Source organism: Streptomyces sp. NPDC060205, from assembly GCF_042728395.1.
Lineage (GTDB): Bacteria > Actinomycetota > Actinomycetes > Streptomycetales > Streptomycetaceae > Streptomyces.
Map to the genome: position 1 here is coordinate 1 of NZ_JBHWZP010000265.1, position 13,370 is coordinate 13,370.

11 protein-coding genes are annotated in these 13,370 nt (G+C 69.3%); 1 reads left to right on the forward strand and 10 read right to left on the reverse strand.

All coding sequences use genetic code 11. The features are described 5' to 3' along the window. Window positions 1-285: 285 nt before the first annotated feature. A complete protein-coding gene (locus tag ACFWGJ_RS33285) occupies window positions 286-1,143 on the reverse strand; it encodes a DUF4429 domain-containing protein (RefSeq protein WP_381833060.1) in 858 nt (285 codons plus the stop codon). 62 nt (window positions 1,144-1,205) lie between these two features. On the opposite strand from ACFWGJ_RS33285, the gene ACFWGJ_RS33290 reads away from it, so the two are divergent. Then, entirely contained in the window at window positions 1,206-2,816 is a 1,611-nt protein-coding gene (locus ACFWGJ_RS33290) for a beta-N-acetylhexosaminidase (RefSeq protein ID WP_387332092.1), read from the forward strand. Window positions 2,817-2,926: 110 nt separating this feature from the next. On the opposite strand, the gene ACFWGJ_RS33295 is transcribed toward ACFWGJ_RS33290, so the two are convergent. From ACFWGJ_RS33295 to ACFWGJ_RS33335, 9 genes are all read right to left on the reverse strand, one after another. Beyond that, window positions 2,927-4,726 (reverse strand): IucA/IucC family protein, encoded by a 1,800-nt coding sequence (locus ACFWGJ_RS33295; RefSeq protein WP_387332094.1) that lies wholly within the window; start codon window positions 4,724-4,726, stop codon window positions 2,927-2,929. Then, window positions 4,723-5,298, reverse strand: a complete 576-nt coding sequence (locus ACFWGJ_RS33300; protein ID WP_381832547.1) for a GNAT family N-acetyltransferase — start codon at window positions 5,296-5,298, stop codon at window positions 4,723-4,725. Before ACFWGJ_RS33300 ends, ACFWGJ_RS33295 begins: the two co-directional genes overlap by 4 nt. Further along, on the reverse strand, window positions 5,295-6,590 hold the full coding sequence (locus ACFWGJ_RS33305) for a lysine N(6)-hydroxylase/L-ornithine N(5)-oxygenase family protein (RefSeq protein WP_381832544.1): 1,296 nt from the start codon (window positions 6,588-6,590) through the stop codon (window positions 5,295-5,297). The genes ACFWGJ_RS33300 and ACFWGJ_RS33305 overlap by 4 nt, the downstream gene beginning before the upstream one ends. Beyond that, entirely contained in the window at window positions 6,574-8,040 is a 1,467-nt protein-coding gene (gene desA, locus ACFWGJ_RS33310) for a lysine decarboxylase DesA (RefSeq protein ID WP_387332096.1), read from the reverse strand. Before desA ends, ACFWGJ_RS33305 begins: the two co-directional genes overlap by 17 nt. A gap of 202 nt (window positions 8,041-8,242) precedes the next feature. Next, window positions 8,243-9,289, reverse strand: a complete 1,047-nt coding sequence (locus ACFWGJ_RS33315) for an ABC transporter substrate-binding protein (protein WP_387332098.1) — start codon at window positions 9,287-9,289, stop codon at window positions 8,243-8,245. 257 nt (window positions 9,290-9,546) lie between these two features. Beyond that, the gene (locus tag ACFWGJ_RS33320) at window positions 9,547-10,386 is read right to left on the reverse strand and encodes a hypothetical protein (protein WP_387332100.1); all 840 of its coding nucleotides are present in this window, start codon (window positions 10,384-10,386) and stop codon (window positions 9,547-9,549) included. A 190-nt stretch (window positions 10,387-10,576) separates the two neighbouring features. Further along, window positions 10,577-11,737: an acyl-CoA dehydrogenase family protein gene (locus ACFWGJ_RS33325; RefSeq protein ID WP_387332106.1), complete on the reverse strand. Its 1,161-nt coding sequence runs from the start codon at window positions 11,735-11,737 to the stop codon at window positions 10,577-10,579. 11 nt (window positions 11,738-11,748) lie between these two features. Further along, complete coding sequence (locus ACFWGJ_RS33330; RefSeq protein WP_387332102.1) at window positions 11,749-12,693, reverse strand: hydroxymethylglutaryl-CoA lyase; 945 nt, start codon at window positions 12,691-12,693, stop codon at window positions 11,749-11,751. Further along, a partial coding sequence (locus ACFWGJ_RS33335) for an acetyl-CoA carboxylase biotin carboxyl carrier protein subunit (RefSeq protein WP_387332104.1) occupies window positions 12,690-13,370 on the reverse strand: 681 nt, incomplete at its 5' end. The genes ACFWGJ_RS33330 and ACFWGJ_RS33335, both read right to left, overlap by 4 nt.

The window sequence follows — 13,370 nt, forward strand, 5'->3', positions numbered from 1 at the left end:
CGCGCAGTTCCCCGCGCCCCTGAAAAGCGGGGCTGCGCCCCTGCTTTTCTCCCGGCTGGCAGGGTGCAAGGAGTGTCCACGCACCTGCAGCCGCGATACGAGGGCAGGGCGCAGCCCGCCCCGAGGGGCGCGGGGAACTGCGCGACAAGCCCCCACCGGCCCGCACTTGGCCTTTAAGGGGCGCGGGGAACTGCGCGATCGGCCCCCGCCGGGCCGCACGTGGCCTTTGAGGGGCGCGGGGAACTGCGCGGGCAGCCCCCGCCGGCCCGCAGCCTCCCCCCGCAACTACATCCCCCGCAGGATCGCCTGCTTGGCCAGCGTGAATTCTTCTTCCGTCAGGACGCCCGCGTCGCGGAGGGCGCCCAGTTCTCGGAGGCGGCGGAGGAGGGCGTCGTGGTCGACCTCCGCGGGAGTGAGGCGCTTCGCGGGAGCGGGCGGCGGAGCCGACGGGTGGGGGAGGCGGGCCTGGACCGCCGCCGCGACCAGCGCCATCAGGGGGTCCTTCTTGAAGCCCCACAGTTCGACCGCGTTCGGGTCGTACTTCGGCGGGGCCTTCGTCGGGGCGCCTCGGACAGTGAAGCGCAGATGCCCGTTCTCCAGTCCCACCGACGGCTGCCACTCCACCCCCTGGATGTCCGCCAGCGCGAGCGTACGCGCGCCGGCGGCCGACTTCGCCTCCTCCGTCTTCCAGTTCCACTCCAGCCGCACCCGCTCCCCGTCGAAGCTCGCGGTGCCGTCCCCCGCGGAGACCGACAGCGGCACGGCCGGTCCCGGCAGCAGGTAGCGGTCGACGGCGGTGCTCGGCACCTCGTCCAGGAGCAGCGCGTTGCGTATCTCGTCCACGAAGTACTCGGCGACGCCGTAGCGGTCCGACTCGACGGTCAGCTGGTAGGGGTCGGAGGCCTCGGTGAGCCTGCCCCCGGTCGCGTGCAGCAGCGGGTCCGCGCCGTCCCGCAGCCGCAGCCTGAGCCGGCCGGACTTCTTGCCCTGCTCGAACGAGATCCCCGCCAACGCGCCCAGCGGGACCGCCAGTTCACCCAGGGACTTGCGCAGTACGCCCACGTTCTTGTCGCGGCCCGGCACCAGCCGCAGGGCGTCGCCGTCGAAGGTCCACGTGCCGTCCCGCTGGATGATTTCCGCCATGAGGGGGATTGTTTCACCGGCTCTGCGGGAGAGTGGTCTATACCCATTCGAAGGGAGCGCATGTGAGACAGCACAGAACGCCCCGTCTGCTCGGTACGCTGCTGCTCGTGGCAGCCGCCGGTATCTCCGTGGTCGGCGCGGCACCGTCCGCGCCCGACCGCGCGGTCGACCGCACCGTCACTCCGCTGGGCCAGGTCGTCCCGGCACCCGCCTCCGTCGACCCGGGCGGTTCCCCGTACCGGATCACGAGCGGTACGCGTATCCGCGTGGACCGGGCCAAGGGGGTCAAGGACGTCGGCTCGTATCTCGCCGGGGTGCTGCGGCCGTCGACCGGCTACCGGCTTCCCGTCACCGACGACCCGGGCGGCGACGGCATCCGGCTCAGGATCAGTCAGAAGGGCACCGGTGGCCTCGGCGCCGAGGGGTATCGGCTGACCAGCGGGAAGGGTGCTGTCACGATCACGGCCCGCGCGTCCGCCGGGCTGTTCCACGGTGTGCAGACCCTGCGGCAGCTGCTGCCGGCGGCCGTCGAGAAGGACTCGAAGCAGCCGGGGCCCTGGGCCGTCGCCGGCGGCACCATCACGGACACCCCCCGCTACGGCTACCGCGGCGCGATGCTGGACGTCTCCCGGCACTTCTTCACCGTGGACCAGGTCAAGCGCTACATCGACCAGCTCGCGCTCTACAAGATCAACACGCTGCATCTGCACCTCAGCGACGACCAGGGCTGGCGCATCGCCATCGACTCCTGGCCGCGCCTCGCCACGTACGGCGGCTCCACGCAGGTCGGCGGCGGGCCCGGCGGTTACTACACGAAGGCCCAGTACACGGACCTCGTGCGGTACGCCGCCTCGCGGCATCTGGAGGTCGTGCCCGAGATCGACATGCCCGGTCACACCAACGCGGCGCTCGCCTCGTACGCCGAGCTGAACTGCGACGGTGTCGCCCCACCGCTCTACACCGGCACCGAGGTCGGCTTCAGTTCGCTGTGCGTCGACAAGCCGGTGACGTACGACTTCGTGGACGATGTGGTGCGGGAGCTGGCCGCGCTCACACCCGGCAGGTACCTGCACATCGGTGGTGACGAGGCGCATTCCACCAGCCACGAGGACTATGTGGCCTTCATGGAGAAGGTCCAGCCGATCGTCGCCAAGTACGGGAAGTCCGTGATGGGGTGGCACCAGCTGACCGGGGCGGCTCCCGCGAAGGGCGCGCTGGCCCAGTACTGGGGTCTCGACGACACGAGCGCCGCGGAGAAGGAGCAGGTCGCGGCGGCGGCCAGGAACGGCACCGGGATCGTCCTCTCGCCCGCCGACCGCGTGTATCTGGATATGAAATACACCGCCGACACGCCCCTCGGGCAGGCTTGGGCCGGGCTCGTGGAGGTGCGGCGGTCGTACGACTGGGATCCTGGCAACTATCTGCCGAACACTCCGAGTTCGGCCGTACGCGGGGTCGAGGCGCCGCTGTGGACGGAGACGCTGTCGAACTCGCGGCACATCGAGTACATGGCGTTCCCGCGGCTGCCGGGCGTGGCCGAGCTGGGCTGGTCGCCCGCCTCGACGCACGACTGGGACACCTACAAGGTGCGGCTCGCCGCGCAGGCGCCCCGCTGGGACGCGCTGGGCATCGACTACTACCGGTCGCCGCAAGTGCCCTGGCCCGCACAGTAGTTACTGATCACGGCGCACAGTAGTCACTGATCACGACCGAGTACGACGGCGGGCGCCCCCGGGACCGTACAGGGGGGCGCCCGCCTGCTGTGAGGACTGCGGAACAGGTCCTACAGCCCGGCTATGGGGTTCTTCAGCGTGCCGACGAGCTGGAGGGCCCCGGCCGGGTCGGAGAGGTCCACCATCTGCTCGTTGTCGCGCAGCTGCAGCCGGTTGAGGCAGGACAGCGCGAACTCGGGCGCGAACATGTCGTACTGCCGGAACTTGTCCGCGAGTTCGGGCGCGGACGCCTGGTAGTCGCGTACGCAGTCGGCGACCGTCCGCCAGAAGTCGTCCTCCTCGATGACGCCCTCGGCCGCCAGATTGGCCGCCAGGAAGCGGAAGAAGCAGTCGAAGACGTCGGTGAAGATCGACAGGAGTTTCTTGTCCTCGGGGACGTCGACGCGCAGCCGCTCGACCGTCGGCGGGAGCACCGCGTCCGGGTCCATGACGGCGATCTCCTCGGCGATGTCCTTGTAGATCGCCCGCTCGACCACCCCGTCCTTGAGGACGAGGATGACGTTCTCGCCGTGCGGCATGAACACCAGGTCGTACGCGTAGAAACTGTGCAGCAGCGGGGTGAAGTAGGCGCGGAGGTAGCGGCGCAGCCACTCCACCGGGGTCAGGCCCGAGCGTTGGATCAGCGCGGCGGCGATCGAGGCGCCTTCGTGGTCCACGTGGACGAGGGAGGCCATGGTGGCCAGGGACTCGCCGTCCCGGAGCGAGGGGACCGGGCTCTCGCGCCACAGGGCGGCGAGCATTTTGCGGTACGGGGAGTAGCGGTCGGTGGCGGCCTCGTACTCCAGGTGCCGGTAGCCGACGGCCGCGCGCTCGCGGATGATCGACAGGCGCGTCGAGCGCAGCACCGGGTCGTTCTCGATGAGCTGTGCCAGCCAGTCGTTGATGGCCGGGGTCGCCTCCATGTAGGCGGCGGACAGGCCGCGCATGAAGCCCATGTTGATGACCGACAGGGCGGTCTTCACATAGTGCTTCTCGGGCTCGCTCTTGTTGAAGAACGTCCGGATCGACTGCTGGGCCAGGTACTCGTCGTCGCCCTCGCCCAGGCACACCAGGTGCTGCCGGGCGATCTCGGCGGCGAAGGTGACCGTCAGTTTGTTCCACCACTGCCAGGGGTGGACCGGGATGAAGAGGTAGTCGGCCGGGTCGAGGTCCTGGTCGCGGAGCGTGCCGTGGAAGCGGTCGACGGTCTCCTTGCCCAGTTCGTCCCGCAGGAACGACTCGTACTCGATGCCGACGCCCGCCGTGAACGCGGCCCGCGAGCGGTGTGCGGCCAGCCAGACCAGCCGTACGGGGCTCGCGGTCTCGGGCGCGTACGACAGGTACTCGTGGATGCCGAAGCCGAGCCGGCCGTTGTTGGCGACGAAGCAGGGGTGGCCCTCGGTCATCCCCGTCTCGATCTCCTGGAAGCCGCTCTTCGCGAGTTCGGGGGAGGTGAGCTGCGGCTTGGTGAGCTTGTAGCAGGTGCCGGAGAGGGTGGAGGAGATCTCCTCCAGGTAGACCGGCAGCACCTTGTCGCTCAGGCCGAGTGATTTTTTCAGCTCGATGAAGAAGTCCAGTGCGGCGAGCGGGAGTTCACCGCCGTCGCGGCTGCGGGTGATCGACTCGGCGTCGACCTGCCAGTGGTCGAGGGCGCGGCGGGTGGCGGTGAAGCGGTAGCGGGTCAGACCGTCGTCGCTGCGGACGGCGTACTCGGCTTTTTTACCGTCGCGGCCGTCGCCGTCGGCGTCGACCGGCTCGGGAGTGATCAGGCGCTCGTGGGCGAACTCGGCGAGTGCTTTGCGGATGAGGAGGCGATCGGCCCGGGCCCAGCGGTGGGGGGACAGATGCGCCACGGCGTCGGACAGGGTCACAGGGAAACTCCTCGGCCGGCCGGGCTGCGCCGGTTCAGGTACTGGTCGCGGGTGCAGAAGGACAGCAGGGCGCGCTTCTCCGGCTTCTCGATCTCGCGCTCCGGGACGAAGCCGACGGTCTCGTTGAGCGCGTGGACCGCCGTGTTGGTGACATCGGGCTCGACGACGACCCGGCGGGTGCGGGGGTCGGCGAACAGCTCGTTCATCACGGCGGTGATGACGGCCCGGGTGAAGCCGTGCACGGGCCGGTCGGTGGGGGCGACCAGGAAGTGCATACCGACGTCACCGGGTTCGGGCTCGTACAGCCCGACGAGTTCGATGTACCGGGGGTCGTACTTCTCCATCAGGAACGCGGGCCGGCCGTCGTGCAGACCGAGATACGCGTGGTGGTGCTCACTGGCCGCGATGGCCATGTACTCGCGCTCCACGTCCTGCAGTCTCGCGTCCTGCATCATCCAGTACGCCGCCTTGGGATCGGTCACCCAGGAGTGCAGCAGCTCGGCGTCCTTGAGGGGGTCGAGGAGGCGCAGGCTCAGCGTGCCCACGGTGCTGGCGGCTCCGACGGTGCTCATACGGCGAACTCCTGGAACGCGATGGACTTCTCCACCGGGTAGTACTCGGTGCCGAGCAGTTCCCGGATGATGTACGCGTTGCGGTACGCGCCCATGCCGAGGTCCGGGGACGTCACCGAGTGGGTGTGGACGCCGGCGTTCTGCAGGAAGATCCCGCGGCCCGTCGTGTCGATGGCGTAGTTGCGCGTCACGTCGTGGTTGCCGTGCCCGTCGTAGCGGATCCGGTCGCGCACGGGCTTGAGGAACGCGGGCTCCACGTACTTGTAGCCGGTCGCCAGGATCAGGCCCTCGGACTGCAGCTCGTAGTCCGTCTCCTGCTCCTCCTGGCGCAGCCCCAGGGTGTACGTGCCGTTCTCGTGACGCGCGTGCTTCAGCGCCGAGTTGGTGAGCAGCCGGGTGGGGACCGGGCCGCCGAGGTTCTTCTGGTAGAGCAGGTCGAAGATCGAGTCGATCAGCTCCCCGTCGATGCCCTTGAACAGGCCCTTCTGCTCCGCCTGGAGGCGGTAGCGGGTCCGTTCGGGCAGCGCGTGGAAGTAGTCGACGTACTCCGGGGAGGTCATCTCCAGGGTGAGCTTGGTGTACTCCAGCGGGAAGAACCGCGGGGAGCGCGTGACCCAGTTCAGCCGGTAGCCGTGGACGTCGATCTCGCTCAGCAGGTCGTAGTAGATCTCGGCGGCGGACTGCCCGCTGCCGACCAGCGTGATCGACTTCTTGGCCTGCAGCTCCCGCTTGTGCTGCTTGTACCGGGAGTTGTGGATGAAGTCCCCGCCGAGGTCCGCGCAGGCCTCCGGGACGTACGGGGGAGTGCCGGTGCCGAGGACCAGATGCCGGGCGCGGTACTCGTCACCGGCGGTGGTCCGCACGACGTACACCTCGCTGTCGTCCTCGTACGTCACCTCAGCGACCGTCGTGCTGAAGCGGACGCTGGAGAGTTTCGAGGCGGCCCAGCGGCAGTAGTCGTCGTACTCGACGCGCAGCGGGTAGAAGTTCTCGCGTATGTAGAACGAGTACAGACGGCCCGACTCCTTGAGGTAGTTCAGGAAGGAGTACGGGGACGTCGGGTCGGCCAGGGTGACCAGGTCCGACATGAACGGCGTCTGGAGGTGCGCGCCCTCCAGGAACATCCCGGAGTGCCACTCGAAGTCCGGCTTGGACTCCAGGAAGACACCGTCGAGTTCGTCGATCGGCTCGGTGAGGCAGGCGAGGCCGAGGTTGAAGGGGCCAAGACCGATGCCGATGAAATCGTGTGCTGTGCGCACGGCGGAGTCAGCGGGTTCAGGAAGCGCGGTCAAGGGACTCTCCAAGGTACTGCTCGGCGTGGCCGGCGATCAGGTCGAGCACGGCGGCGATGTCGTCCGTCGTGGTCTCGGGGTTGAGCAGGGTGAACTTCAGGAAGTGACGGCCGCCGACCTTCGTCCCGGCGACCACCGCGTCGCCGGAGGCGAACAGGGCCTTGCGGGCGTACAGGTTGGCGCGGTCGATCTCGGCGGGGTCGGTGACGGCGGCCGGGATGTAGCGGAAGACGAGGGTCGACAGGGAGGGGGCGACCACGACGTCGTAGCGCGGGTCGGCGGCCAGCAGCTGCCAGCCCTGCTCCGCCAGGTCGCAGACCTCGTCGAAGAGCTGGCCGATGCCGTCGGCGCCCATCGTCCGCAGCGTCATCCACAGTTTGAGGGCGTCGAAGCGGCGGGTGGTCTGCAGGGACTTGTCGACCTGGTTCGGGATGCGCTCCTGCACCGCGCGCTGCGGGTTGAGGTACTCCGCGTGGTAGGTGGCGTGGCGCAGGGTGGCCGCGTCGCGGACCAGCACGGCGGACGAACTCACCGGCTGGAAGAAGGACTTGTGGTAGTCCACGGTGACCGAGTCGGCGCGCTCGATGCCGTCGATGCGGTGCCGGTTCTTGAGCGAGGCGAGCAGTCCGCAGCCGTACGCGGCGTCCACGTGCAGCCAGGCGCCGAACTGCTCGCACAGCTCGGCGATCTCGGGCAGCGGGTCGATGGAGCCGAAGTCGGTGGTGCCGGCGGTGGCGACGACCGCCATGGGGATCAGGCCGTCCCGCTCGCAGCGCTCCAGCTCATGGGCGAGCGCGACGGTCTGCATGCGCTTGTCGTTGCCGGTGGGCACGGTGACCACGGCGTCCTGGCTCAGGCCGAGCAGTTTCGCGGACTTCTTGACGCTGAAGTGGCTCGCCTCGGAGGCGAAGATCCGCAGTTTGCCGTACGAGGCGGACGCCTCCCAGCCTGCCCGCCCCGGCTTGGCCTCCTCGCGGGCGAGGAGCAGCGCCTGGAGGTTGGACTGCGAGCCGCCGGAGGTGAACACGCCGTCGGCGGAGCGGCCGAACCCGATGCGCTCGTTCGTCCAGTCGATGAGCCTGCGCTCGATGAGGGTGCCGCCGGCCGACTGGTCCCAGGTGTCCAGGGAGGAGTTGACGGCGGACAGGACCGCTTCGCCGACCACCGCGGGTATGACCACCGGGCAGTTGAGGTGGGCGAGGTAGCGGGGGTGGTGGAAGTAGACCGCGTCCCGGAGGTAGACGTCCTCCAGCTCGTCGAGCACCGCGGTGGTGTCGTGCAGCGGCTTGTCGAGGTCGATCCGGTCGATGCGGGGGGCGAGGGCGTCGACCGTGACGCCCGTGAACGGTCGTTCCGTGGTGGCGAGTTTGGCCGCCACCCGCTCTATTCCTTCGGTCACGGAACGGCGGTACCGGTCCGCGGTCGTGTCGTTGAGCAGGTGCGAGCGCATGGGGGAGTCCTCCGGAGGGGCGGGAGAGGGACGGGCGCAGGTAGGAGCCGTGGGGGGGCGGCGCTTAACTTAGGTTAGCCTAACCTAAGTTCCTGTGCCTGAGGGTGCGCCTCGCTCTTGCTGTGACGCATGACTCCCAACTGGCCTGTCTGCGGGCCCGGTGGGGGCGGGCCGCGCAGTTCCCCGCGCCCCTGAAAGTGGCTCAGGCGACCTTCTTGGCCTTTTCGATGGCCTCGGCGAGGTTGTTGAGCATGGGGGTGCACTTGGCGTAGGAGAGGATCGGCTCGGGGGTGCGGCCGATGACCTGACCGGCCTTGACGGCGGGCAGCTTCTTCCAGGTTGCCTCGGTGATGTCGGCGGGCTGGATGGTCGCGGTGCGGTCGTCCATGATGATGACGTCGGCCGGGTACTTGTCGACGTTCTCCCAGCTGAGGTTCTCGAACCAGCCGCCGCTCGCCTTCAGGACCTTGGCGGGCGGCTCGACGAGGTTCACGCCGAGGGCCTTGAAGTACTCCAGGTCGATGGAGAGGTTCGAGCCGGACACGTAGAAGATGTCCTGGCTGGCGGAACCAGCGAGGACCTTGATCTCCGGGCGGGCCTTCGCGGCGGCGCGCAGACGCTCGGCGGCCTTCTCGAAGTTCTTCTTCGCCTCGACGGTCTTCGCGGCCTTCACGTCCGCGCCCAGCGACTCGGCGAGCGCGAGCATGCGCTCCAGCGGCTTGGGCAGCTGACGGTCGTAGACGGAGATGCCGACGCTCGGGGCGAGCTTGGAGATCTTGTCCTTGGACTCCGCGGGGACGTACCAGAGGGTGCCGGCGTCGTCGAACATCGTGGAGATCAGCACGTCCGGGGCGAGCGTCGCGTACTTCTCGACGTTGAACTGGCCGTACACGTTGCCGAGGACCGTCACCTTGCTGACGTCCATGTCGCCGGCCTGGACGTCGGCCTTGCCGTCCTTCGTCTTCGTCGGGCCGAAGACGCCCTTGACCTCGATGCCGTAGTCGAAGAGGGCGGCGGCGACACCGGTGAACGCGACGATGTTCGCCGGGACCTTGTCGAGCTTCACGGTCTCGTCGCGGTCGTCCTTGAACGTCCAGGGGCCGGACGCGGCGGCCTTCGACCTGTCCGCCGAGCCACCGCTTTTCGGGTCGTCGTCACCGCAGGCGGCCAGCACGGCCCCGAGGCCGACGGCCCCGCCGGCGGCGAGGATGCCGCGTCGGGTGAGGTGGGTGGCACGGGCGTTGGACATGGCGTGGCTGCTTTCGAACAGGGCGGATGGCCCGCCGGGACAGGTGCGAAGGTAGGTTAGCCTAACCTCAGCTTGTGTCCAGGAGGCGGGTTCGACCTGCGGAAACGCGCGCGGCGACCGGTCGGTGCCGCTGTGAGCGGGCTGTGCGGCGGCCCGCGCAACTGCCCGCCCGTGAGGCGAAGAAAGCCGGGTTTTCTCGCCTCACTGCCTGCCGCCGCCTTACGGGTGGCCGTGCGCAGGCCCGCGCCGGTGGCTCACTAGGGCGTGAACAGTTCCTCCACGTCGGCAGCCGTGACCGCCCGGTCGAACCAGACGCCCAGGGTCTCCAGATCGGTGCAGCCGGCGATGCGCTCCTGTGCGGCTTCGGGGACGTCGATGCCGCGGAGGGTGAGGAGACGGAGGATGTCCTCGGTCCGGCTCTGGATGCGGGTTTCTTCGATGATGGTTCCGCTGCCGGGGAAGCGACTGGTGTACGTGGCCATCAAGTTCCTCCAAAGTGCGCGCGTCCGGGGGTCGCCCAGACCGATCTCGATGAATTCCGCCCAGTCCTTCGCGGCTTGGCCGCCGGTGTCGACGAGTGCCGTCGCCAGAGCGTCCAGTATCGCAGGGAGGGCGGGATCCTTGGCGTGGGTGAGTACTGAGAAGGCCGAGAGCCCGAGGTCTTGTGCCGCCTCGTCCGGGTCGATGATCGCGGGGAGGTTGTCGGGCCCCAGCACCAGTGGGAAGACGGCGATGCTGGTGTGGGTGGACGGTCCGATGCGGATGGGCTCGGCCGCCCAGGACGCGGTGGACTTGTCCTGACAGACGACGAGGAGGACCGGGGGCAGCTCGTACTTGGCGTAGAGATGTGCCAGGTAGTACGTCCAGCTGTTGAGCTTGTCCGGGTCCCGCCGCCCCTGCATCTCGATGGCGAGCAGGTAACTCCCGCTGTCCGCCGTGTCGACCCGTAACAGGGTGTCCACGCGGCGTTCGAGCGGCCTGATCTCGGTGAGATCAGTGTCCAGGAGCTGGACGTCCGTGGGTTCGGGGAGAGTGATGCCGGCCTTCGGGAGGGCCCGGGCGAACAGCCGGGGGTCCTCCCTGAAGATCTGGTGCATCGCCTCATGCGGTTAGCTGACCATGCGACGGAACGTAGTGAGCTGCGTTGCCGGCGGACGGCTGAACGGCATGCGTTCAGTCGTACGAGTGATTTTGCCTCTGGCCTATGCCGAGGGTGCGTATCAGGGCTGTGAGCTGGCGTCGGCCGATGGTGAGGGCGGTCAGGTGACGGGTGGCCGGGCGGCTCGGTCAGCCCGTCAGGCCCAGCTCCCTTGCGATCAGCATGCGTTGGACCTCGCTCGTGCCCTCGCCGATTTCCAGGATCTTGGAGTCTCGCCACATGCGGGCGACCGGGTACTCGTTCATGAAGCCGTAGCCGCCATGGATCTGGGTGGCGTCGCGGGCGTTGTCGACGGCGATCGTGGAGGAGTGGAGCTTGGCCAGGGCCGCCTCCTTCTTGAACGGTTCGCCCGCCACCAGGCGGGACGCCGCGTCGCGCCAGGCCAGGCGCGCCGTGTGGGCCCGCATCTCCATGTCCGCGATCTTGAACTGGATCGCCTGGTTCGCGCCGATCGGGCGGCCGAAGGCGTGCCGTTCCTTCGCGTACTTGACGGATTCGTCGACGCAGCCCTGGGCCAGGCCCGTCGCCAGGGCCGCGATGGCGATGCGGCCCTCGTCCAGGATGCGGAGGAACTGGGCGTAACCGCGGCCCTCTTCGCCGAGCAGGTTCGCGGCCGGGACGCGGACGTCCGCGAAGGACAGCTCGCGGGTGTCCGAGGCGTTCCAGCCGACCTTGGAGTAGGGGGCGGCGACCGTGAAGCCGGGGGTGCCGGACGGGACGATGATCGAGGAGATCAGGGGCCCGCCGTCCGGCTTGCGGCCCGTGACCGCCGTGACCGTCACCAAGCCCGTGATGTCCGTACCCGAGTTGGTGATGAAGCACTTGGAGCCGTTGATCACCCATTCGTCCGTCGCCTCGTCCAGGCGGGCCGTCGTACGCGTCGCGCCCGCGTCCGAGCCGCCGTCCGGCTCGGTCAGCCCGAACGCGCCCAGCAGTTCGCCCGAGCAGAGGCGGGGCAGCCACTGCGCCTTCTGCTCCGGGGTCCCGAAGAGGTGGATCGGCATCGCGCCCAGCGACACGCCCGCCTCCAGGGTGATCGCCACCGACGAGTCGACGCGCGCCAGCTCTTCGAGGACGATGCCCAGCGCCAGGTAGTCGCCGCCCATGCCGCCGTGCTCCTCCGGGAACGGCAGCCCGAACAGGCCCATGCGGCCCATCTCGCGGACGATCTCGTACGGGAACTCGTGCCGCTCGTAGAAGTCGCCGATCTTCGGCGCCACGACGTCGCGGGCGAACTCGGCGACCGTACGGCGCAGTTCGTCGAGCTCGGGGGACAGGCGGTGGTCCAGGGACATCGGGGTCACTCCTTGTGGGAGAGGGCGCGAACGGTGCGGGACGGGCTGGGTCGGCCCAGTTGTCCGGCCATCCACACGCTGGTGGCGGTGAGGAGGCCGAGATCGACCCCGGTGTCGATGCCGAGGCCCGTCAGCATCCACACGAGGTCTTCGGTGGCGAGGTTGCCGGTGGCGCTCTTCGCGTACGGGCAGCCGCCGAGGCCGCCCGCCGACGCGTCCACCGTCGTCACGCCGTGCTGGAGTGCGGCCAAAGTGTTGGAGAGGGCCTGGCCGTACGTGTCGTGGAAGTGCACGCCGAGGGAGGGCGTGGGGATGTTCTCCTCGTTCAGCGCGGTGAGCAGCGCGGTCACATGGCCCGGGGTCGCCACGCCGATCGTGTCGCCCAGGCTCAGCTCGTCGCAGCCCATGTCGCGCAGGGCCCGGCACACGCGGACGACCTGCGGGAGCGGGACCGGGCCCTCCCACGGGTCGCCGAAACACATGGAGAGATAGCCGCGCACGTGGGCGTCCTGCGCCTTGGCCCGCGCGACCACCGGCTCGAACATCGCCAGCGCCTCGTCCACCGTCCGGTTGAGGTTGGCCTTCGCGAAGGACTCCGTGGCGCTGGCGAACACGGCGATGCGGGTCGCGCCGAGGTCCAGGGCGCGGTCCAGACCGCGTTCGTTCGGTACGAGGACGGGCAGGTGTGGGGCCGTCTCCCTCACGAGCGGGAACAGCTGCTCCGCGTCCGCCAGTTGGGGCACCCACTTGGGGTGGACGAAACTCGTCGCCTCGATGGTGGTGAGGCCCGCGGCGGCGAGGCGGTGGATGAACTCCGCCTTGATCTCCGTCGGGACGGTGGCCTTCTCGTTCTGCAGGCCGTCTCGGGCGCCGACCTCGTGGATACGGACCTTCCGGGGGAGGCCTTCGGCCGGTACGGCCATGGGCAGGCCGGGTTCGGGGGTCGTCATGCCTGCTCCTCCTGCGGTGCCGTCGGTTCCTGGGGCGCGATCACGGCCAGGACCTGGTCCATGGCGACCGTCGAGCCCGGGGTGACGTCCAGCTCGGTGACGGTGCCGGCGTGCGGGGCGGAGATGACGTGCTCCATCTTCATCGCCTCGACCACCAGCAGGCTCTGGCCCGCGGTCACCTCGTCCCCGGCCGCCACCTTCACGACGGTGACCGTGCCGGGCATGGGGGCGGTGAGGGAGTCGGCGCCGGCGTGGGCCGTGCCGGAGAGGGAGGCGGTGACGGGGTCGTGGTCCGTCACGTTCCACGCGTCGCCGTCACGGCCGAGCCAGGTGCCGCAGTGGTGGAAGGTGTGGGTCTGGCCGTCCAGGTGGAGGGTGAGGGTGGAGGGACTTTCTTCTTCCCCAGCCCCGCCCCCTCCCGAAACCGGGGGCAAGCCCCCGGACCCCCGAACAGCTCCGGCTGCGCCGCCCGACACCCAGTGGGTGTCGGCTGCGCCGCCCGCGACGTCCAGTCTGACCGCCGTACCGGTCTGCGTGCCTCGTACTCGGACCGTCACCGGGTCATGCCCAGGCACCCGCACATGGTGCACCGTCCAAGCCGTCTCGCCGCCCATGCGCCACCCGCTCGGGATCGAGAACGGGTCCGTCCACCCACTCAGCCCGTCCGGCGTTTGAGG